Origin of the sequence: Shewanella halotolerans (genome assembly GCF_019457535.1) — a bacterium.
GTDB lineage: Bacteria > Pseudomonadota > Gammaproteobacteria > Enterobacterales > Shewanellaceae > Shewanella > Shewanella halotolerans.
The window spans coordinates 1317554-1338987 of the sequence record NZ_CP080417.1 but is presented as its reverse complement, the minus strand read 5'-3'; the positions used below and the strand labels follow the sequence as shown (position 1 = coordinate 1338987).

The 21434-nt window shown below is 54.9% G+C and carries 18 protein-coding genes; 5 read left to right on the top strand and 13 right to left on the bottom strand.

Features of this window, described 5'->3' with window-relative positions:
- Window positions 1-3: 3 nt before the first annotated feature.
- From rlmM to K0H81_RS05865, 4 genes are all read right to left on the bottom strand, one after another.
- Complete coding sequence (gene rlmM / locus K0H81_RS05880) at window positions 4-1095, bottom strand: 23S rRNA (cytidine(2498)-2'-O)-methyltransferase RlmM (protein ID WP_220060214.1); 1092 nt, start codon at window positions 1093-1095, stop codon at window positions 4-6.
- Window positions 1096-1186: 91 nt separating this feature from the next.
- Complete coding sequence (locus K0H81_RS05875; RefSeq protein ID WP_041509171.1) at window positions 1187-1576, bottom strand: DUF423 domain-containing protein; 390 nt, start codon at window positions 1574-1576, stop codon at window positions 1187-1189.
- Window positions 1569-2264, bottom strand: coding sequence for an alpha/beta fold hydrolase (locus tag K0H81_RS05870; protein ID WP_220060213.1), 696 nt, complete (start codon window positions 2262-2264; stop codon window positions 1569-1571). The genes K0H81_RS05875 and K0H81_RS05870 overlap by 8 nt, the downstream gene beginning before the upstream one ends.
- A gap of 60 nt (window positions 2265-2324) precedes the next feature.
- Window positions 2325-3236: a transcriptional regulator GcvA gene (locus K0H81_RS05865; protein ID WP_011866561.1), complete on the bottom strand. Its 912-nt coding sequence runs from the start codon at window positions 3234-3236 to the stop codon at window positions 2325-2327.
- A gap of 182 nt (window positions 3237-3418) precedes the next feature.
- Between K0H81_RS05865 and K0H81_RS05860 the strand changes: the two genes are divergently transcribed.
- A complete protein-coding gene (locus tag K0H81_RS05860; RefSeq protein WP_011866562.1) occupies window positions 3419-3649 on the top strand; it encodes a hypothetical protein in 231 nt (76 codons plus the stop codon).
- A gap of 356 nt (window positions 3650-4005) precedes the next feature.
- On the opposite strand, the gene thiI is transcribed toward K0H81_RS05860, so the two are convergent.
- From thiI to pomA, 3 genes are all read right to left on the bottom strand, one after another.
- Window positions 4006-5463 (bottom strand): tRNA uracil 4-sulfurtransferase ThiI, encoded by a 1458-nt coding sequence (gene thiI, locus K0H81_RS05855; protein WP_011866563.1) that lies wholly within the window; start codon window positions 5461-5463, stop codon window positions 4006-4008.
- Window positions 5464-5716: 253 nt separating this feature from the next.
- Window positions 5717-6661, bottom strand: a complete 945-nt coding sequence (locus K0H81_RS05850) for a flagellar motor protein MotB (RefSeq protein WP_220060212.1) — start codon at window positions 6659-6661, stop codon at window positions 5717-5719.
- A 4-nt stretch (window positions 6662-6665) separates the two neighbouring features.
- The gene (gene pomA / locus K0H81_RS05845; protein ID WP_011866565.1) at window positions 6666-7433 is read right to left on the bottom strand and encodes a flagellar motor protein PomA; all 768 of its coding nucleotides are present in this window, start codon (window positions 7431-7433) and stop codon (window positions 6666-6668) included.
- 395 nt (window positions 7434-7828) lie between these two features.
- Here pomA and xseB point away from each other — a divergent pair, with 395 nt between their 5' ends.
- Genes xseB through dxs form a run of 3 tightly spaced genes read left to right on the top strand, consistent with a single transcriptional unit; the run spans window position 7829 to window position 10841 of the window.
- Window positions 7829-8068: an exodeoxyribonuclease VII small subunit gene (gene xseB / locus K0H81_RS05840; RefSeq protein WP_011866566.1), complete on the top strand. Its 240-nt coding sequence runs from the start codon at window positions 7829-7831 to the stop codon at window positions 8066-8068.
- A complete protein-coding gene (gene ispA, locus K0H81_RS05835; RefSeq protein ID WP_220060211.1) occupies window positions 8069-8950 on the top strand; it encodes a (2E,6E)-farnesyl diphosphate synthase in 882 nt (293 codons plus the stop codon).
- A gap of 22 nt (window positions 8951-8972) precedes the next feature.
- A complete protein-coding gene (gene dxs / locus K0H81_RS05830) occupies window positions 8973-10841 on the top strand; it encodes a 1-deoxy-D-xylulose-5-phosphate synthase (RefSeq protein WP_144203761.1) in 1869 nt (622 codons plus the stop codon).
- An 86-nt stretch (window positions 10842-10927) separates the two neighbouring features.
- On the opposite strand, the gene grpE is transcribed toward dxs, so the two are convergent.
- A complete protein-coding gene (gene grpE, locus K0H81_RS05825; protein ID WP_011866569.1) occupies window positions 10928-11545 on the bottom strand; it encodes a nucleotide exchange factor GrpE in 618 nt (205 codons plus the stop codon).
- A 365-nt stretch (window positions 11546-11910) separates the two neighbouring features.
- Here grpE and nadK point away from each other — a divergent pair, with 365 nt between their 5' ends.
- Window positions 11911-12789, top strand: coding sequence for an NAD(+) kinase (gene nadK / locus K0H81_RS05820; protein ID WP_011866570.1), 879 nt, complete (start codon window positions 11911-11913; stop codon window positions 12787-12789).
- Window positions 12790-12834: 45 nt separating this feature from the next.
- Here the strand turns inward: nadK and K0H81_RS05815 are convergent, their stop codons facing one another.
- The 5 genes from K0H81_RS05815 to K0H81_RS05795 all read right to left on the bottom strand — a co-directional run bounded on the left by K0H81_RS05815 (window position 12835) and on the right by K0H81_RS05795 (window position 21214).
- A complete protein-coding gene (locus K0H81_RS05815) occupies window positions 12835-13899 on the bottom strand; it encodes a TonB family protein (RefSeq protein WP_220060210.1) in 1065 nt (354 codons plus the stop codon).
- 231 nt (window positions 13900-14130) lie between these two features.
- Window positions 14131-15501, bottom strand: coding sequence for an MATE family efflux transporter (locus K0H81_RS05810; RefSeq protein ID WP_220060209.1), 1371 nt, complete (start codon window positions 15499-15501; stop codon window positions 14131-14133).
- 96 nt (window positions 15502-15597) lie between these two features.
- A complete protein-coding gene (locus tag K0H81_RS05805; RefSeq protein ID WP_220060208.1) occupies window positions 15598-16671 on the bottom strand; it encodes a CobW family GTP-binding protein in 1074 nt (357 codons plus the stop codon).
- An 85-nt stretch (window positions 16672-16756) separates the two neighbouring features.
- Window positions 16757-18097 (bottom strand): DEAD/DEAH box helicase, encoded by a 1341-nt coding sequence (locus K0H81_RS05800; RefSeq protein WP_220060207.1) that lies wholly within the window; start codon window positions 18095-18097, stop codon window positions 16757-16759.
- Window positions 18098-18181: 84 nt separating this feature from the next.
- Window positions 18182-21214 (bottom strand): EAL domain-containing protein, encoded by a 3033-nt coding sequence (locus K0H81_RS05795; protein WP_220060206.1) that lies wholly within the window; start codon window positions 21212-21214, stop codon window positions 18182-18184.
- Window positions 21215-21434 lie beyond the last annotated feature (220 nt).

Genomic DNA, 21434 nt, shown 5'->3' with positions numbered 1-21434 from the left:
TCCTTAACCAAAGTTAAATCCGACGCTAGGTTTTAGCCAGAGATGCACAGTCACCTCATCTCTATCGTGGTACAGATGCTTACAGGCCAGATGAAAGTCGTCGATACCATTTTCTTTTAGCACCTCTTGCATGGTCGCCAGAATCGTCGATACCTCTTTGTAGCGGCTCTTCATCGGTAGCTTAAGGTTAAAGATCGCTTCCTTAAACCAACCGTTAATCGCCCAGGCCTCCATTAGCTCGGCCACTCGCGAAGGCTTCTCAACCATATCGCATACCAGCCAGTAGATATTCTTCTTAGGCGGTTCGAAACGGAAACCGTCGGCCTGATAGTGTCTCACCTGTCCGGTGTCCATCAGATTTTGCGCCATAGGGCCGTTGTCCACCGCCGCCACAAACATGCCGCGACGCACCAGCTGATAGGTCCAGCCTCCTGGGCAGGCGCCGAGATCCACAGAGTTCATGCCGCTGCGCAGACGCTGCTCCTGCTCCGACTTAGGGATGAAGTGGATGAAAGCCTCGTCCAGCTTGAGGGTCGAGCGGCTCGGCGCATCGCTGGCCATCTTGAGTCTGGGGATCCCCATGAAATAGGGAGAACTGTTGTGACTCAGCGAGTAGCCCACGTAGGCAGTACCCGACCCGACGAAACAAACATGTATGATAGGACGCTTAGGATTTTCCTTCTCAAGCAGGGCACCACTACGTTTCAGCGCCTGTCTCAGGGGCACGGTTAACTTACGACAGAAGGTCGACAGCTCCTTGGCCTCATTGGTATCTGGCGTCTCGACTCTGAGTTCGCCTGCCTTGCTCACCTTAGCCAGGGCATCGACGATGGGCGTGACGCGATCGCCTTCAGGCAGATCTTTGAGCAGCTCATTGGCGGCAAACATCTGACGAGTGAAGATAAGCGAGTCCAGCTCGATCTGCTCGGCCAACAGATCGGCATCGCCCGCCTGAAAGCACTGAAAAATCACGTAACCATCGTTACGATTGGTCTTTACAAAGCCGCCAACATTCAGCTCCGCGGCTCGCTGCTGGATCTCGGCTGCGCAGTCTTTCTCGTAGCCGGCACGGCAATATAAAAATAGGTTTATCATAGGAAGATCCTGAATAAAAAATGGCGACCCATATCATTGGGGCGCCATTCTACACTTTCTCGAAAATGAATACGATTATCTTAGCGGCTGGCTAATCGTCCAGCTCCACCACGCGATTACGCCACACGGCCACCGCAATGAACAACCACCCCAGCAGGAAGCAGACGCCGCCCATGGGGGTCACAGGGCCAGTCCACTTACTGCCCACCAGCACGTAGAGGTAGAGGGAACCGGAAAACATCACTATGCCCAAGAGAAACAGATAACCTGCCCAGTCGATCAGGCGCGACTTGAGCCAGTGGCCACTAAAGGCCACGGCGATCAGGGCAAAGGTGTGATAGAACTGATACTCGACCCCAAGATTAAAGATGTCGATCATCTCTGGCGTAGTCACCTGCTTGAGTCCATGGGCGCCGAAGGCTCCCAGGGCCACGGCTAGAAAACCACTCAAGGCCGCCAGCAATAAAAACCCTTTACGCATCTAACCCCCTAATAAATTTAATACTATGTGAGACTGCCAAATCCAGATTAGCGCTTTGGGTCGTGCCTGACGACTTTCTTGGTAAAAAACTATGATCCCCATCGGTTAACCACTGGAGTTTGGCGTTAAAAGGTGCAAGCCAAGGTTCTACCTGCCCTTTGGCGCCAAATTTATCACGCTCCCCCTGTATCACCAAGAGCGGCGCCTGACACTCGGCGATAGGCTCTAGTCTTGGCTCGCCCCCTTTAGGCGGCACGAAGGGATAACCCAAACAGATAACACCATCGACCGCTTGCTCGCCAGCGAGTATTGCCGCCATGCGTCCGCCCATGGACTTGCCCATCACTATTAGGTGCTTGGGCTTATAGACCTCACGCACCGTCTCTATCAGCAGGCTAAAATCTTTAATCAGCTTAGGTGCCCTATCCGGCGGCCTGCGCTTACCATCTATGGCGTTACTGCGCATGTAGGGAAAATTAAAGCGGATCACCCCAAGCCCCTGGGCTGCGAGACGCTCTGCCATCTGGGTCATGAAATCGTGTGCCATGTTGGCGCCCGCACCATGGGCCAGCAACACTAAGGTATCGCAGGCCAGCGCATTGTCATCCAGCGGGCCCGAGAACAGGCACTGGCTCGCGGGCAACTCGGCCGCCTCGAGCCGCGCATTCAATCTTTGGGTAAAACTCATCTTGCCTCTTTATCTTTGGCTCACCACCCATAAAGGGCGTAGCCAGGTAATTCAATCGGGTTAGCCCGGCAGCAGCTCGCTGCGAGACTCCTCTTCGAACATGTCCAGCATCCACTTTCTGAAGGCGACTATCTTACCTATCTCGGCGTGGTTTTGCTGACACACCAGGTAATAGGCGTTCTTACTCACCAACACCTCGGGGAAAGGACACACCAAGCGCCCGGCCTTGATGTCGGGACGGGCCAATACGCTGTAACCCAATGCGACTCCCTGACCGTGAGCGGCAGCCTGCAACACCAAGGAGGAGTGACTGAAGATAGGACCCTGGTTCACATTAATGTCATTAATTCCACATTGTCTAAACCAAGCCTGCCAATCATGACGGCTAGAGTCATGCAGCAGGGTGTGATGTTTCAGGTCGCTCGGCTGGGATAACGGCTTGGGGCCGCTAAGCAACATGGGCGAACAGACAGGGATCAACACCTCGTTTCTCAGCTTGTCGGCACGCAGCCCTGGCCAGTTGCCCATGCCGTAATAGATGGCCACATCCACGTCGTCGGTCAGGCTGCTGGTCTCATCGTCCACCGCCTTGATCCGCACGTCGATGTCGGGATTATTCTCGCTGAAATTCGCCAAGCGGGGCACCAGCCACTGAATGGCAAAACTGGGCGAAGTGCTTACCGTGAGCGAGCCTATGGCACTTCGGGCCAGCAATCTATCTGTCGCATCGGCCAATTGCACAAAGATATCTTTAATGTCGAGAAAGTAGCCCTGCCCCTCTTCGGTCAACAGCAAAGATCGGTTCTTACGACGAAAGAGCTTTAGCCCTAAATATTCTTCTAATGCCTTAATCTGATGACTTACTGCGGCCTGTGTCACAAAAAGTTCTTCCGCGGCGCGCGTAAAGCTTAAGTGACGGGCTGCAGCCTCGAAAGCCTTCACCGCATTCAATGGAGGTAAACGTCTCGACATAGTGATCCTTGTCTCACATTTTAATTAGTTTTTCTAATCCGTATTGTTACATTTTATCGTTTGTAAAGGGAAGGGGTTTTGGTTAAATTTTGCGCCAACGAAATGATTGAAGTTAGACAGCCTCTACGACGTATTTGGGGAGTGTCTGACACCCCAAGATATGCCGCCCGGAGGCGACCACTATGATTAACTTTAAAACTGTATTTGCCATCGCACTGCTCTCAGCCTCAACCGCTGCCACTGCCGATGAAATCGTTATCGATACCACAGACCTGCATGCCGCCATCAGCGCGCAACTGGCCGAAGGCTTAGAGCAGATGCAACAAGATCTGAATGAAGACCTCAACGCCATTTTGGTTGCTCAGAAAGACGAGCAGGCGGACACCAGCGTTAGCGCCCAGCGCGCCGAGTAATCGCCAGCCGGCAGTTAACGATAGCCAGCTGTTAACAATAGCCAGCTGCAAACGATAAGCAACAAGCCGCGTCTTATGATGCGGCTTTTTTATGCCCGCCAGCTTTAAGCCCACCAACACAGCTAACCCATCTCTGGCAGTAAAGGCGAGACCGACCCGCCAGATAAGTTACGTCAGAAACTAAACAGATCCAAGGTTTTATACCACTATGGGTGAAAGCTCTCCATAAAAACAGCTCATAAAAAAGGCCGCCCGAAGGCAGCCTTTATCTCGAATGCTTGGCTTTCTAATACTTAGCTTTCTAAATACTTAGCTTTCTAAATACTTAGCTGTCTATAGACAGCCGCTTAAAGCGCTTATGCGGGACGATAGACCTTCACGTTGTGATAGCCCTGCTCCTGCAGGTAGAGCGCCTGTAGCTTGCTCATGACGCCTCTGTCGCAGTAGAGCAGATAAGTCTTCTCTTTATCGAGATCGGCAAACTGGGTCGCCAACTTGAAGAAAGGAATACACTTCACCTCGATGCCGTTGAGGCTGAGCGGGCTCTGCTCCTCCTCTTCTGGCGAGCGGATGTCAACCACAACCTCACCACCGGATACCGCATCGACGGTTTCAGTCTCGGTGATCTTGGTATCCATGCTGACGGCGATATCGCGAATATCGATCACCTCGGCGGCTTCCACCACGCGGTCGATCAAGTCTTCGGAGAACTTCTCCTCCTCGGCGAGGATCTTACCCATCACAGCCTTCACTGTCGGCTTCTGTGAGATCACGCCGCAATATTCAGGGATCGATTTGGCAAAGTCTTCGGTGCCGATCTCGCGGCTCATGTTGATAATATCTTGCTTATCCATCACGATCAGTGGACGCAGAATCAGCATATCTGTGCTGCGGTCGATCACATTCAGGTTAGTCAGGGTCTGGCTGGACACCTGCCCCATGGCCTCCCCCGTCACCAACGCCTGAATGCCCATCTTCTCGGCGATACGGCTGGCGGCGCGCATCATCATGCGCTTGAGGATAACGCCCATCTGGCCGTTATCTATCTTCTCCAGGATCTCCTGCACCACAGGGTCGAACGGCACAGAGATAAATTTCACCTTGTGAGACTCGCCATACTTCTGCCACAGATGATAGGCCACCTGCTTCACACCGATCTCGTGCTGGTCACCGCCCAGGTTAAAGAAGCAGTAATGGGTTCTAGAGCCGCGCTTGATAAACTGGAAGCTGGAGACACCTGAGTCGAAACCTCCTGAGATCAGCGACAGCACATCTTCCTGGGTCGCCATAGGGAAACCGCCCAAGCCGTCGATGCGTTTCTCCACCAGATAGAGATGCTCGTTGTCTATCTCAAGGTTCACCGTCATGTCGGGGTTCTTCAACCTGACACCGGCTGCCTCGGTAAACTGGTTGAGTCCACCGCCCACGTAACGCTCTACCTCGATTGAGTTAAACTCATGCTTACCGCTACGCTTTACCCGCACACAGAAGGTCTTACCGGCCAGTTCCTCTTTATAGAGCGCCAACGTCTGCTGGTAGATATCGTCCACCGACTCGAAGGTGCTCTCACGCACCTGCAGCACATGGGCGATACCCGGAATACAGGCGAGACGCTCGGCATAACGCTCAATCATCTCTGGCTTGTCTTCAGGCACCCTGACCATGATCTTATCCCACTGGCGCTGTACTCTGGCCTCTTCATCGACCTTGCGCAGCACGTTTCGGATATTGGTTTCAAGCATCTTGGTAAAACGCATTCTTACCGGTTTGCTTTTCATCATGATTTCAGGAAAGAGTTTTACGATAAATTTCATGGGCGTTCCGCGGGAATAATTTTAAACAGCAATCTTGCCATTATACCAAGCCCGGTGCACAAATGCCCATAAATCAGCGACTCGGCAGGGATTTTCTGCCCTTGCCCCCTTAATGTGCGCAATATTTATTCAGCTTAGGATAATCCGCTCCGAAGAGAGTGGCTGAGGATAGGCTAGTAGAAATGGAAAGCGTCCACCGGTGTGGACGCCTTAGCAGAGGGTGTTTGCCTGCCGTAATGACTAGAGCGACAGGCTACTGCTCGACTTGAATCTCATCTGACTCTTTCGGCTTACCCTGCTCGATGGCAATTTCGACCCGGCGATTTCGGGCGCGGTTGGCTGCCGAATCGTTCGGCACCAGCGGCGCCGTGCTGGCCATGCCCACCACCTTCATCCGCTGCTGGTCGAAGCCCGGCACCCGCACCAGCTCATGGGCCACGGCCACGGCGCGCTTGCTGGAGAGATCCCAATTGGAGCTGTAGAGTTCGTTGCTGATATTCATATCATCCGTGTGACCTGAGACGGTAATGATCCCCGGCACATCCTTGAGCAGCTCGCCCACTCGGCGAACGACAGGCTTAAACCTGGGCTGCAGGAAACCCGAGCCCGATGAGAAGGCGCCCTTCTCACGAATCCTAATGATAATCTGCTGCCCCAAGGACTCAATCTCGATCGCCCCGTCGATGATCTCCTTGTTGAGCTCCTGCGCCATCTTCTTCACCTGATCATTGATCTGATCCTGTGATGCGGCCTCCTGCTGCTGTTGCTTCGCCTGAGCTTCAGAGTCAGCCTCTTCCTGAGCCGTCGATGATGCTTCGCCACCGCGCTGCTCACCGCGCTGCTGCTGCACGCCACCGGCGCTGTCGTCTTCACCGGCCTGCACCTCAATGGTGGGCTCGGTCATCTCATTGGTCTGCTGATTGATGATCTCGATGGGGGTGGGTTCAGGCTTGCCTGGGCGAAACTCCAGTGCGATCACCGAGGTGCCCTTGGGAATATCTTTGACTTCAACCTTGTTCTGCACACCGAAGGCATACTTCATCGACCCGGCGATCTGCTTGAACTTCATCACGTCCATCTCGGAGAAGGCGAGCAGCAAGACGAAGAAACACATCAATAGCGACATGAGATCAGCAAAGGTTGCCAACCACATGGGCGCCCCGGCAGGAGGGCAATCGCATTTGACCTTCTTAGCCATCTGGCTATTCCCCGTCCGTCGTGTCTATCTCTCGCTGCTTTTCTGAGAGGTAATTCTTCAAGAATCCCTCGATGACCCTTGGGTTTTGACCGTCTTGAATGGCGAGTACTGCATCCATGATCAGGTTGCGGTTGAGCATCTCCTCGCCCATGCGCAGCGAGAGTTTATCGGCGATCGGCAGGGCAATCATGTTGGCGATAATCGCACCATAGAGTGTGGTCAACAAGGCCACCGCCATGGCGGGGCCGATAGACTTAGGGTCATCCATGTTCGACAGCATAGCCACCAAACCGATAAGGGTACCTATCATCCCCATGGCGGGCGCCACATCGCCCAGCGCCTTGAAGATGCTAATCCCCGTCTTATGGCGCTCTTCGGTAAGGGCGATATCCTTCTCCAAGGCTTCACGCACCACCTCGCCGTCATGGCCATCCACCAGCATGTCGACCGCTTTCTGCATGAAACTGTTGCTGATCTCCGCCTCTTCCAAGGCCAGAAAGCCCCCCTTACGGGCAGCATCGGCCATGGTGACCGATTGTTCGATCAACTCGTCCGGCTTATCTATCTTGAACATAAAGGCTTTTGCGGCGATCTTGACCGCACCGAGGAACTGTTTGAGGTTAAATTTCATCATCACCACAAACAGAGAGCCTATCATCACGATAAGCACAGAGGGCACGTCAACAAAGATGGCGATACCGCCACTGCTGACCATAGCTCCGATAATAAAACCAAATGCACCTATCAGGCCTATCAGGGTCGCTAAATCCACAACTCTTCCTCATTTACAGTATCGGCCGTTGCTAATACCTTGATCTCGGGATCAAGCTCTCAGTCAACACCATAATCATCTCGAGACAGGTCTCTACTCTACTCACTCTTGCAATGAAAGGCATCTCCCAGGACCTGGACGACGACACAAAAGTCGTCAATTAGACGGGAATTCGCCTAACCGCATACGGGAGTTTACGATATAATATCTGACAAAATTGAGTATTGTTCTAATTCAATTATCGGACAGCTTACACGCAAGTTTAGCTACAAATTCAATTTTTTATAAAAAAACCTCCTTAAAGCGTGCTATTGCACAAATATACGACAGCGCAATTTGACCCCTAGGGTCGACTGAGATACTTTGTCTGTCGCTAAATTCTTGGGAAAATCACCGTGGCCAAAAAACCTGAAAACCTGACCTTCGAAGAGTCACTCACAGAATTAGAAAACATCGTCACCAGCCTGGAGCAGGGCGATGTCTCTCTGGATGACGCCCTCAAACAATTTGAGCGCGGCATCAATCTGGTCAGAAACAGCCAAGGCAAACTCGAACAGGCCCAACAGAAAGTCTCTATCTTGACCCAGGAACAAGATCAACCCAGCTTGCAACCCTATCTGCCAGAGGGCGAATAATTGCTAAATGAAGCGATAACGCGATACCAGCAGCGCGTCGACGGCCAGCTGCGCCATTTTATCAATGCACAAGACGATACCGAGCCACAGCTGAAGGCCGCCATGGAACACGGCGCCCTAATTGGCGGTAAACGTATCCGCCCCTTTCTGGTCTACGCCGTAGGCGAGATGCTGGGTGTGCCACTGGAAAGGCTAGATGCCTGCGCCGCCGCCATCGAATGTATTCATGCCTACTCGCTGATCCACGACGATCTCCCGGCCATGGACGACGACGCCCTGCGCCGCGGCCAACCCACTGTGCATATCGCCTTCAACGAGGCCACCGCCATCCTGGCTGGCGATGCCCTGCAAACCTTGGCCTTCGAGATCATCAGCCAGGAAGGCAGCGAGCTGAGCGCCAACCAACAACTGGCCATGGTGCGCGCCCTCGCCAAGGCATCTGGCTACAGCGGCATGTGTGGAGGGCAGGCGATGGATCTTAACGCCACCGACAGGCAGATAGATCTCGAGACCCTAAAGCGGTTACACAGATTAAAAACCGGCGCCTTGATTCGCTGTGCAGTAGAATTACCTATCATTGCAGCCAAGGTCACAGATGAGCAAGCGAGCCATCTGTTAACATTTGCCGAAGCCATCGGCCTCGCCTTTCAGGTACAAGACGACGTGCTGGACATCATCGCCAGCACAGAAGAGCTGGGTAAGCCCCAGGGCTCGGACTGCGAATCGAACAAGAGTACCTATCCGAAACTACTCGGTTTATCCGGGGCCCAAGCGACTGCGAAAAGTTTGATCGAAGACGCCCTATCAGCGCTGGCTAAATTACCATACAATAGCCAGTTAATTGCCGAATTCGCCCGTTTCATCATAGAGCGAAGAGTATAATAAAGAGCCAAAGAATCTCGCTATGAGTTTGGATATTACGAAATACCCTGTGCTGGCACAGGCCGACACCCCAGATGAATTAAGACAGCTTCCCCAGGGTGTGCTACCAAAACTTGCTGACGAACTCAGAAGTTATCTCCTACAGTCGGTAGGCATCTCCAGTGGCCACTTTGCTTCTGGCCTGGGCACGGTCGAGCTGACGGTTGCCCTGCACTATGTCTACAACACCCCGTTCGATCGCCTGATCTGGGACGTGGGCCACCAGGCCTATCCCCATAAGATACTCACGGGTCGCCGGGACAAGATGCCTACCATACGCCAAAAAGGCGGCATTCACCCCTTCCCTTGGCGGGAAGAGAGCGAATATGACACCTTCAGCGTGGGTCACTCTGGCACCTCTGTTAGTGCGGCGCTGGCTATGGCGGTTGCTGCCGAGAAGGAACAAGCGGGCCGCAAGGTCGTGGCGGTCATCGGCGACGGCGCCATGACGGGCGGCATGGTATTTGAGGCCATGAACCACGCCGGCGATCTGCACAACGACATGCTGGTCGTGCTCAACGACAACGAGATGTCGATCTCCGAAAACGTCGGTGCGCTGAACAACCACCTGGCGCAGCTGATGTCGGGCCGTCTCTACACCACCATTCGCGAGAACAGCAAGAAAGTGCTCAAAGGCATGCCTGTCATCAAGGAGATGGCCAAGCGCACCGAAGAGCATCTCAAGGGCATGGTCGTCCCCGGCACCATGTTTGAGGAGCTGGGCTTTAACTATATCGGCCCTATCGATGGCCATGATGTCGACGCCCTGGTCGAGACTCTGCGCAACATGCGTAACCTCTCGGGCCCGCAGATTCTACACATCATGACCAAGAAGGGACGCGGCTATGAGCCGGCGGAGAAAGACCCCATCGGCTGGCACGCCGTGCCTAAATTCGATCCTTCAACCTTTGCCAAGCCCGCTGCGAAACCGGCTAACCCCACCTTCTCTCAGGTGTTTGGTCGCTGGCTGTGTGACATGGCCGAGAAAGATGACAAGGTACTGGGGATCACCCCTGCCATGCGTGAAGGCTCAGGCATGGTAGAGTTCTCCCAGCGCTTCCCGAAACAGTATTTCGATGCGGCCATCGCCGAGCAGCATGCGGTAACGCTCGCCGCAGGCTTCGCCTGTGAGGGGTATAAGCCAGTGCTGGCGATCTACTCCACCTTCCTGCAACGCGGCTATGATCAGCTGATCCACGACGTGGCGCTGCAGAAACTGCCGGTGATCTTCGCCATCGACCGCGGCGGTATCGTCGGCCCAGACGGCCCGACCCACCAGGGCGCCTTCGATCTCAGCTATATGCGTGCCATTCCCAACATGGTGATCATGGCGCCATCGGATGAGAACGAATGTCGCCAGATGCTCTACACAGGCTACTGCTACAACGAGGGACCGACGGCGATCCGTTACCCAAGAGGCAGCGCCACCGGCGAGCCTCAGGTCGAGACAATGACAGCATTTGAGATAGGTAAGGGCCTGATCAAGCGCGAAGGCAAGAAGATCGCCATCCTCAACTTCGGTACCACACTGGCGTCGGCGAGTCAGGCGGCCGAGGCGCTCGATGCCACCCTGGCTGACATGCGCTTCGTTAAGCCGCTGGATGTGGAGCTGGTGAAACAGCTGGCCGCCAGCCATGATCTGCTGGTGACTGTGGAAGAGAACGCCATCATGGGCGGCGCAGGCTCGGGGGTACTCGAACTGCTGCAGCAGCTTAAGCTGCCTATGCCTGTGCTCAACATCGGCCTGCCCGATGAGTTTATCAAGCATGGCGAGTGCGGCGAGATCCTGGCCGAGCTACAACTGGACGGCCCGGGCATCGAAGCGCAGATCCGCGCCTATCTGGCGGACTAAGCCCGCTCCCTAGCCCACAAAAAAGGCCTCATCTTGAGGCCTTTTTTAATCTCTTTCTATTGCTGACTTAAATCAGCCTCTGGCTATTAAGCCTGAGTATCGACGCTGGCACCGCCCTGAGACACCATCACCATGGCTGGACGCAACAGACGCTCGTTTAACATATAACCTTTCTGCATCACCATCATTACGGTATTGGCCGGGAACTCCTCGCTAGGCTGCATACCGATCGCCTGGTGATGATCCGGATTAAAGGCTTCTCCCTGAGGATCGACCTGGGTCAGACCAAACTTGGCCACGGCGCTGGTGAAGGTCTTCAGGGTCAATTCAACCCCTTCGTAGATAGCCTTGGTGGCCTCATCTTCACTGCTGGTGCCTTGCAGCGCGCGCTCCATGTTATCGATAACAGGTAGCAGCTCGTTGGCAAACTTCTCCAGGGCAAACTTATGGGCCTTCTCGACGTCGATCGCCGCACGGCGACGCACGTTCTCTACCTCGGCGGCGGCGCGGATCACAGAATCTTTCTGCTCTTCCACCTTAGCTTCGGCAGCGGCCAGGGCTTGCTCTAGCTCTTCAACTCGGAAATTAGCTTGGGTAAGTTCGTCCATCAAACTGGCTGCATCTTCAACCACCTCGGTTTCAACGGCTACAGCTTCGGTTTCTTCAATCTGTGGTTCTTGGGCTTTGTTTGACTCTTTGCTCATTGTTACTCCAGCTAAAAATGCTTTGTTTCTGCATGCTCTGGGCATATTATGGGGATCAAATTTGAGGTTTCAAGCCCTAGGGTCTGTTTATCTTTCAGATTTGATTTTTGTTCTATCTAAACGCTTTTTACTCAAGGTCCGTTCTGTGTCGCATACTTATTCTATGTAATAGTACGCAACACGACTCAAGGGCTGTTTAGATGAACCCTTCGGGCAGCTTTTGTAGGCCATTTCTACTGCGTTATCGCCCTTTTATGTAGAATAACTACATGACACGGGCTCTGTCTGGGATAAATGGCCTACAAATTGCTGCAAAAACAAACAGGAAAGTTCAACAGCCCCTAAGGCATGGATCAAACAGAAATATGAGCAAAGCGTTTCACTCAATCGGCTTAATCGGCAAACCCCATCACTCAGGGACCCATAAGACCCTCAAACGTCTGCATCACTGGTTGACCATGCAGTCCTACGATGTTTATGTCGAAGAGCGGGTTGCCGCCGAGATAGGCCCACAGGTGAAATCCGTGGATCTGCTGCAGATTGGCGAGTATTGCGATCTGGCCATAGTGGTGGGCGGTGACGGTAACATGCTAGGTGCCGCACGGGTGTTGGCCCGCTTCGATATCGGCGTGATTGGCGTTAACCGCGGCAATCTGGGCTTTCTCACCGACCTGCCCCCTGATACCTTCGAAGAGGCCCTGGGCAAAGTGCTCCAGGGCGAGTATGAGACTGAGCACAGGTTCCTGCTGGAATCTGAGGTACACAGACACGGCGAGATGAAGTCGAGCAACACAGCGGTCAACGAGGCGGTGCTCCACCCTGGCAAGATTGCCCACATGATCGAGTTCGAGGTCTATATCGACGACAAGTTCATGTACAGCCAACGCGCCGACGGCATGATAGTCTCCACCCCAACGGGCTCGACCGCCTACTCGCTGTCTGCCGGTGGCGCCATACTGACGCCGAATCTGGAAGCCCTGATCCTGGTGCCCATGTTTCCCCATACCCTCTCCTGCCGCCCGATCGTGGTGGACGCCTGCAGCATCATCAAGCTGGTCGTGTCGCCAGACAACGGCGATGCCCTGGAGGTGAGCTGTGATGGCCACGTCACCCTACCTGTATTGCCGGGGGATGAGATCATCGTCAGGCGCAGTAAGGAGCGGCTCAGACTGATCCACCCCAAGGGTTATAACTACTTTCACGTGCTTCGAAACAAACTGGGTTGGGGCAGCAAGCTGTTTTAGGCCACAAGTATCATTAAAAAGCCCGCATCTATCGCGGGCTTTTTATTAGTTGACCTTGTACTCGAGCTGCACGCTCACCTCGGCGGGTACGGGTTTACCATCGACAAACTTAGGGGCGTAGCGCCAGCGCTTGATGGCCTTTAGCGACTCGCGGGTAAACTGCTGCCCCCCTTCCGAGGCCAACACCACAGGGTCACGCACAAACCCCTGCTCATCCACGGTAAAGGACATCTGGGTCCAGCCTTCCCGGCGGTCTCTGGCATAGGAGATAGGGTACTTTGGCGCTTCCCGGTAGAGGGGCGCCTGCTCCTGCTTCTCGGACCAGGGTTTCATGCTGCCGATCGCCACACAATGCTGGGTCGACTTGTCGCTCTCGCCTTCGGCCTCATAGATCTCCACCAGACGCGCATGGGCGGCCAGCTTGTAGGGATGGCTAAAGTCGAGCACGGAGAACTGCTTGATCACCTCTTCGAGCAGAGGAACCGCCTTGTCATACTTCTTTTCCGCCGCCTTGATCATGCCAACATAATAGGTGGCCTTGAGCCTTGCCATGGCATCGGCCGGCATCTCTTGACGATAGATCTCGTAGGCTTCCAGCGCCTCGTCACGTATCTCCCGGGTATAGAAATGGGTCGATGCCAGACCATTGAAGGTCAACATCTTCACCTCGGCCAGCAGCAGCGGCTTGTCGGCGTCCTCGGCGATGGCGATCGCCTGCTTGAACAGATCCACCTTCTCTCTCGAGGCGGCCATGGTCTGGGCGGCGCCAATCAAGGGATCGACTAGCTCTATGGCATCGCGGCCAAAGTGCTTGCGATAGACCTGAATGACATTGTTGAAATGCTCGTGGGCGGCCTGGCTCTCGCCATTGTCTTGCAGCGCAGTGGCCAGATTAAGCTCGAGATTAACCAGATCGATACTGTCTGATTCGAAATAGCCCTGACCTAGCTCGTAGGCCTTGGCAGCGGTAAGCGCCACCAGGGCTTTATCTTGCCCGGCCAGCGCCTGCTGATAGGCGGCGTAGCTTTCGCTAAATGGCGATGCGATACTTAGGGGCGCAGCGAAGTGCGCGCACAACACCAGGGCGAGGCCTGATAATGACTTCTTCATAGTAAACAAATATCCTTATTTGTGATCCTGCAACATTCTCATGTAGAGAATGGCGTCCAGCGATTAGTTTCCTAGGAGTAATTCAGAACAGCCTTACCGAATCTCAGCCAGGATACGCCCACCTTGGCACACCCGGAGTATCGACTCGCGGCGCGGAAACTACAATCGCCACTAGGGTAACAGGAATCCAGGCCAACTTAAATCACTGGCTAATTTAAATCCCTGACTAACTTAAAACATAGGGTCAGTTAACTTCTTGGAAAGCTTAGTTAAAGTGTAAATCATCCAGATGGTCAGCAACAAGGAGCAGCTCGCCAGAGAGATCCAAACACCTGTGACCCCAAACAGCCAGGCAAACAGATAGAGCACCATGGCGATCAGCACCAGCTTGCTACCTGTCAATATCGAGGCCTCCTTAGGACGGTTGATCGCCTGGAAGAAGGCTGCGCCCACCAGAATAAGCCCCTCGAACGGCAGTCCCCAGAAGTAGAGACGCATCCCCTCTATCGCCACGGGCGTCAGCTCAGGATTATCCCCGGCAAAGATATAAACCAGATATTCTGGCGCCCAGTAGATGAAGGCGACGCCCGCAAGCGCGGTCACCAGGGTCATGATGATGACCAGTCTCAGGGTCTCGAACACCCTGTCGAAACGCTTCGCCCCGGTGTTGAAGCTAAACAGGGGCTGGGTACCAAAAGCTATCCCCTCGAAAATCAGGTAAAACAGCGCCTCGGCGTAGCTCACCACCCCATAGGCCGCCACATGAATAGGGCCGCCTACCCAGAGAAACGCCATATTATGCAGGGTCAGGACGATGGAGAGGTAGAGGTTCATCAAGAAGCTTGGCACGCCGACCCTGAGGATGTTGCTGCAATGGTCCAGGTTCAGACGCATCTGCTGCCAGTTGATCCCCAATCGCGTGCGCTTGGTGAAGAAATGCTGCAGGCAGGCGAGCGCGGTGAAGGCCTGACAGATCATGGTGGCGATGGCGGCGCCCGCCAGGCCATAGGGAAAGACGACGATCAGCAGCCAATCCAATAACACGTTCAAACAACCCGAGAAGATAAGCACCAGGGTGACGAAGCCGGGGCGGCCATCGTTACGCAGCAAGGCGGTAAAGGCGATGGCGAGCACGGGAAAGACCCCGAGGGCAAAATACCAAAACAGATATTGCTCGGCGCTGGCCAGCACCTCCCCTTCGGCCCCGAGCCAGATGAGAATGGTCTGGCTCCAATGGGTACCCAGCAGGGCCAGGCCTGTTCCCGCCAGCAGGCAGAGGGTGAAGGCGTTACCCAGCAGGTGCCTTGCCCTAGCGACATCTTTTAGCCCCAGGTTTATCGACACCAGAGAGGCGGCGCCCATACCTATCAAGGCGCCGACGGCGTAGAGGATCGCCCCCACGGGATAGGCCAGCATCATGCCCGCCAAGCCCACCTCGCCAAGGTAATGACCGACAAACATGCCGTCGATGGCCACATAGACGCCGGTCACCACCATGGAGAGTATGGTGGGAATGGCGTAGCGCCACACCAGCTTAGGGATGGGGGCTGTGGCTAGATCTGAGTGCTCATCACTTTGGTGCGCGGCATGATGCTCGGTCATGATTTTCGGAAAAGTTCTCTATCATGGTTGTTGATAGTGTGTTGATTCTACACACAAACGGCTATTGGAGAGCGAAGATATCAGATAGCGAGACGTTTAGATAGGCAGGCGTTTAGTTAGACAGAGCAGCGCCAGCTCAATCTCGGCCTGGGGCAGCGGCTTATCGGCTATCATCTCCAGGCGTGAATCCAAGCTATCATCCAGCTCCATCACGCCGAGTTGACCGTCCACATAGTTAAAGGCCGCGATCCCATCGCCCGTTATCATCACCGCCTTGAGGCGCAGACAATCTTGCGCCTTTACCCAGGCCACCAGAGCCTCGAAGTCAAACTCATAGCGACAGTCGAACACCCAGCCCAGGGTATAACGGCCCTCATGCCGATTGCTGGCGCGGTAGATCCCCTGCTCATCAAATGCCAGCTCTGCAATCGATAGTTTACGCCTATCATCCGCGTCATCGAAGGGCATCGCGGGCCGACTGCCTAATAGCGAGGAGCCTGTCGAGGCTGCAGGCTTGCTAACGCGCCAGGCGGTATGCCGCGCAAAATAGTGCTTCTCAAGATATTGATACAGGCTGGTTTCATTTTCCGAGAGAAGCTGCGCCACTTGCACCGGCAACACCTCGGCAGTGATGGATTGCTGCTTCAAATAGGCCTCTAGCTGCTGCAAGTCGGCCAGGCTTGCCAGATCCATCTTGTTGGCCAGGATAAGATCGGCGATACGCAGCTGTTCGGTAAACAGTTCGCTCTCGAGGTAACGCGGGTCCTCGAGTTTTCTGGGATCCACCAGACAGAGACTGGCTCGCATCGACAACACCGGCTTGAAATGCCCCTGGCTCAGGGTCTCGACGATAGCCTTGGGATGGCCCAGCCCAGTGGGCTCGATAAACAGACGATCAGGCCTCGCCTTAGCGATAAGCTGATTGACCGCCACCTGAGTTGGCACCCCGGCGGCGCAGCATAAGCAGCCTCCCGCCACCTCTTTGATGGCGACATCACCGCCCTCACTCTTGAGCAGCTCACCGTCTATGCCTATCTCGCCAAATTCGTTCACCAGCACGGCCCAAGTCTCATCGGCTGGCTTATGGGCGAGCAGGTATTGGATAAAACTGGTTTTTCCCACACCGAGAAAACCTGTCACGACATGGGTAGGGATGGGCTTGAGGATCATTGGCGGCTCCGCACTGAAAAATCGCCCCCAGTGTAGAGGGCGAGCCTGAGATTGCAATCCTTTTCAGCAGGCCTCGCTTAACCTGCTAGCGCTTGCCCCGAAAGCCCTTATCACTCGATGGGCGTCTCGCCTTGTTATTACCAGCCTTGTCACTACTAGCCTTGCGCTGGGGCGCCTTAGTGCGACTCTGGCCTCTTCGATTATCCTGACCGCCGAACTTCTGCCCTTTGCCATGCTTAGGCTGAGCCGCCTTAGAGGTAACTCTGGTGTCGAGCTCGCGATACCTGGCCGGTAGCGGCGCCCCCAGCTCATATCCGGGCTGTACCTCACGTGGCAAGGCCTTGCCGATAAGAGCCTCGATCGCCTCGAGTGCTGTTTCATCTTGCTTGGCGACGAAGGAGATACTGACGCCGCTAAGACCGGCGCGGCCGGTACGGCCGATGCGGTGCACATAATCCTGAGGCTCATCGGGCAATTCTAGGTTGATCACTAAGGGCAGCGCGGTGATATCCAGGCCGCGGGCGGCCACATCTGTTGCCACCAGCACCCGCAGCTCGCCGGCCTTAAACTGCTCCAGCGCCCGGTTGCGCGCGCCCTGGGTCTTATCCCCGTGAAACACCGCATTCTTGATGCCATCGAGCTTCAACTCGCGGTGCAGGCGCTCGGCGCTCTCCTTGGTGTTGACGAACACCAGCACCTGTTGCCAATTATTGCGACCGATAAGCTCGGCCAGCAGCTCCGCCTTACGCCTTGCATCTAGGGAGTAGACCTTCTGCTCGATCTGCGGCCCGCTACTAGCGCTGGTCACATTGATCCACTCAGGGTTATCCAGCATCTTGGTGGCCAACGTCTTCACCTCTGGGGTAAAGGTGGCCGAGAACAACATGGTCGAGTGAGACACGCACAACAGCCGCTTGGTGCGCTCGATATCCCTCACAAATCCCATGTCGAGCATGCGATCTGCCTCATCGACAATGAGCTGATCAACCGTCTGCAGGCTCAAGTCGTGTTGGCTCAAGAGATCGAACAGCCTACCCGGCGTGGCCACCAGAATATCGACGCCTCTCGCCAAGGCCTTGCGTTGGGGATTGATGTTGGCGCCGCCATAGACGGCCAGAGTGGTCAGCTCGGTGAACTGGCTGTAGCGACTGATGCTGTCTGCCACCTGGATCGCCAGCTCTCTCGTTGGAGTCAGGATCAGGGCGCTGAGCTGCCCATTATCTCTTGGCTGATTGAGCAGGCGCTGCAACAACACAAAGCTAAAGGCCGCCGTCTTACCGGTTCCGGTCTGGGCGCAGGCCATCAGATCCCGCCCGGCAAGGGCCGTGGGGATCACCTTGGCCTGAACTTGGGTCAGGGTCTCGTAGCCGCAGGCCTTAGCCGCCTGGGCCAGTAAGGGGTCTAACGGGAGGGCATCGAAATTCATGGGCAACCTGCGAGCAGACAAAAAGTGAGCGCGGAGTCTAGCAAAAAGCGCCCCATAAAGGTAATGCTATCTTCACTGCAAAGGCTAGCGCGCCTCGGGGTTAACATAGAGGCGCTCAAACTCCGGTAGGGAGACAGGCTTGGAGTAGAGATAGCCTTGGGCAAAATCACATCCCGCGCTAGCCAGGATATCGTGCTGGAACTGGGTCTCCACCCCTTCGGCGATCACCTTGATCCCCAGCTTGTGGGCCATCACTATGATCGCCTCACACAGGGCCACACCGTCGCTGTCGGATTCGAGATTACGGGTAAAGGACTGATCGATCTTGAGATAATCTATGTCGAATTTCTTCAGATAGGCCAGCGACGAATAGCCGGTACCGAAATCATCCAGAGACACCTGAATACCGGCGTCACGATAGGCCAGCAGCTTGTCGGTCACCCCCATGGAGGCATCCAGCAGCAGACCTTCGGTGATCTCGACACAGATGGCGTTGCTGGATAGCTCGAGATGCCGTAGCAACGCCAGCCAGTCGCTGAAGGTGTCACCCTCGTCCCTGAACTGGATCGGCGACTTGTTGATGCTGATCTGGATCTCGACGCCATGTTGAGTTCGCCAGCGGGCGCTCTGCTGAGCGGCCTTCTCAAATACCCAGTTACCTATCTCGTTGATAAGCCCAGTCTCTTCCGCCACAGGAATAAACTCACCCGGCGAGACCAGTCCCCGTTGGGGATGCACCCAGCGGATCAGCGCCTCCGCCTTGTAGACCCCCTGTTTGTTCATGTCGACGATAGGCTGGTAGAAGAGATCAAACTCCTTGCGATTGATGGCGTTACGCAGATCTTTGATCAGCGCCATGCGATAGCGGGCGTATTCCTGCATCGAGGGGGTAAAGTAATGGAAACGGTTGCGTCCCTGCTCCTTGGCGGCGTACATCGCCTGATCCGCATGTTTCAGCAGCCCCTCGATACTGGTGGCATCGTCGGGATAGATGGTAATGCCGATACTGGCGCTGATGTAGGCGGTCTCATCCCCCAGGCTGTAGGGCTCGGCGATGCGCTCCAGTATGCTCTGGGCCACCCGCTCGACGCCGCTGGGGGAGTCGATCCCCGAGAGCACTACGGTAAACTCGTCGCCCCCCAGGCGCGCCACAACATCCGACTCACGGATGCAGCCCTTGAGCCGCTTGGCGGTCTCCTGCAACAAGAGATCTCCCATATCATGGCCCAGGGTGTCGTTAACCTCCTTGAAGAAGTCCAGATCCAGGAACATCAGGGCAAAGTGGCTATGATTACGATCGATACGCAATATCTCGGTATTGAGGTACTCAAGCAACATGCGGCGATTGGGCAGGCCGGTCAGGGGGTCGTAATTGGCCTGTTTCCAGATGATATGCTCCGCCTCTTTCTTCTCGGTGATGTCGGAGAAGAGCGCCACCCTACGGTACACCTGGCCGTGCTGGTCGAAGATGGTATTGATGGTCAACCAGACCATATACTCCTCGCCACTCTTGTTCTTGATCCACAGCTCCCCCTGCCAATAGCCGGTATCGCGAATGGCATTGTTCATCTCATCGTATTGGCTTCTCGGGGTGCGGGAACTCTGCAATATGCGGATGTTTTGCGTCAGCGCCTCCTCCTGGCTATACCCCGTAATCGCGGTAAAGGCAGCGTTGATGGTGATGATATGCCCCTTGTGATCCTGTACGCTCATGGCTTCACTGGAGTTGTTATACACAGAGGCCGCCAGCTCCAGCGACTCCTGCACCTTCTTCTGCTCGGTAATGTCCGAGTGCACACCGCACATGCGGGTCGGCAGGCCATTACGGTCACGGCTGACCACCTTGCCGGTGTCCAAGATCCAATGCTCTTCGCCGCTGAGGCTAATCAGCCGGTATTCGATGTAATGTTTCTGGGTCTCCCCTTTAAGGTGACGGTCGATGGAGTTAAGCACCGCCATCCTGTCCTGGGGATGGATGGCATCAATCCAGATACGGCTGTCGCGATTAAGTCTTTCGAGGTCGCAGGCAAGCACCTTGGCACACCAGGGATTACGCTTGGTCTCGTTACTCTTGATATCCCAGTCCCACATGCCAAGATCGCTGCTCTCCAGCACCAAGGCCAGGCGCTCCTGACTGGTGCGCATCGCCATCTCCGCCCGCTTATGCTCAGTGATGTCGATAAGGCCGGCGATCACCATATCCACCATGTTATGGTTGCGGCGACAGGCCACCGTCAGGTGGGTATAGACGATCTCCCCATCTTTGGCGACGAAGCGCTTATCCATCTCATAGGCATCTATCTCCCCCTTTAACATGCGCTGGAACTGGGTCATATCCGCCTTAAGATCTTCGAAATAGGTCAGCTCGGTCCAGGTGCGGTTGAGCAGCTCTGTCTCGGAATATTTGAGCATCTTACACAGGCGAGGATTGACCTTGATCCAATGCTGATCCACTGAGGTGATGGCGATCCCCATGTTGCCGACGTTAAATTGCGAGCGAAAAATAAAGTCATCCTGTAGCTGGATCTTGGCGTCCCGCTCCACCTCCAGCCGCCTGGCCAGCAGCATGCCCAGCAGGGCCGTCACTATGGGAAAAATCAGCATCACAGGCAGAGCGATCTGCACCAGGAGATCGACAAACATGGAAAAGGGCAGAATAAACAGCAGCGACAGGGTCGAGAAATGCAGCAGGAAACCAAACAGATACAACTCGATAAAGCCGAGATCGGCGATGGTGGTCTTGCGATAGTAGCGCCACAGGCTACCAAACAGGGCGGAGACCAGAATCACTGTCACCCCGACCAGCATGCCATCGCCCCCCTGGAACAGGCGATAGGCACAGGCCACAGCAGCGGCGACGAAGGTGGGCAGGCCGCCGAAGAAGAGACCACTGATGGCCAACACCACAGAGCGGGTATCGATAAAGACCCCGGGCTGATATTCCCAGGAAGTCATCATGGTCAGCACGGTCACGCCGCCTATCACCGCCCCCATGATGAGGCGCCACAACAAAAAATACTCGCTACGATGGTGCCGCGGCACCGCGTCGTAGATAAATACCATGATCAACAAGAGCGCGGCATTTTGAGAGAGCGAAAATAATGTATCTTGATTCATACAAGGCTTAAATTTTCTCGAGGCTAAGTTTTTTATTATCAACCTGATAACATCATTCAGAGTGTAGCAGAAGCCCCGAAAAAAAAACCCACTAAATCATAATAAGCTAATGATTTTGAACGCCTCTCCCCTATCCCGCTAACCCCTTGTCAGCCATACAAATCACCGCCTAAGCACCGCGCTATAGCCTAAATCGCCTAAGCTACGCACAGATGTAGCT

Bases quoted from the DNA above. Each gene is read 5' to 3' on its own strand.
- rlmM (WP_220060214.1), bottom strand. From the start codon at position 1,095: ATGATAAACCTATTTTTATATTGCCGTGCCGGCTACGAGAAAGACTGC.
- K0H81_RS05875 (WP_041509171.1), bottom strand. From the start codon at position 1,576: ATGCGTAAAGGGTTTTTATTGCTGGCGGCCTTGAGTGGTTTTCTAGCC.
- K0H81_RS05870 (WP_220060213.1), bottom strand. From the start codon at position 2,264: ATGAGTTTTACCCAAAGATTGAATGCGCGGCTCGAGGCGGCCGAGTTG.
- K0H81_RS05865 (WP_011866561.1), bottom strand. From the start codon at position 3,236: ATGTCGAGACGTTTACCTCCATTGAATGCGGTGAAGGCTTTCGAGGCT.
- K0H81_RS05860 (WP_011866562.1), top strand. From the start codon at position 3,419: ATGATTAACTTTAAAACTGTATTTGCCATCGCACTGCTCTCAGCCTCA.
- thiI (WP_011866563.1), bottom strand. From the start codon at position 5,463: ATGAAATTTATCGTAAAACTCTTTCCTGAAATCATGATGAAAAGCAAA.
- K0H81_RS05850 (WP_220060212.1), bottom strand. From the start codon at position 6,661: ATGGCTAAGAAGGTCAAATGCGATTGCCCTCCTGCCGGGGCGCCCATG.
- dxs (WP_144203761.1), top strand. From the start codon at position 8,973: ATGAGTTTGGATATTACGAAATACCCTGTGCTGGCACAGGCCGACACC.
- grpE (WP_011866569.1), bottom strand. From the start codon at position 11,545: ATGAGCAAAGAGTCAAACAAAGCCCAAGAACCACAGATTGAAGAAACC.
- nadK (WP_011866570.1), top strand. From the start codon at position 11,911: ATGAGCAAAGCGTTTCACTCAATCGGCTTAATCGGCAAACCCCATCAC.
- K0H81_RS05815 (WP_220060210.1), bottom strand. From the start codon at position 13,899: ATGAAGAAGTCATTATCAGGCCTCGCCCTGGTGTTGTGCGCGCACTTC.
- K0H81_RS05810 (WP_220060209.1), bottom strand. From the start codon at position 15,501: ATGACCGAGCATCATGCCGCGCACCAAAGTGATGAGCACTCAGATCTA.
- K0H81_RS05805 (WP_220060208.1), bottom strand. From the start codon at position 16,671: ATGATCCTCAAGCCCATCCCTACCCATGTCGTGACAGGTTTTCTCGGT.
- K0H81_RS05800 (WP_220060207.1), bottom strand. From the start codon at position 18,097: ATGAATTTCGATGCCCTCCCGTTAGACCCCTTACTGGCCCAGGCGGCT.
- K0H81_RS05795 (WP_220060206.1), bottom strand. From the start codon at position 21,214: ATGAATCAAGATACATTATTTTCGCTCTCTCAAAATGCCGCGCTCTTG.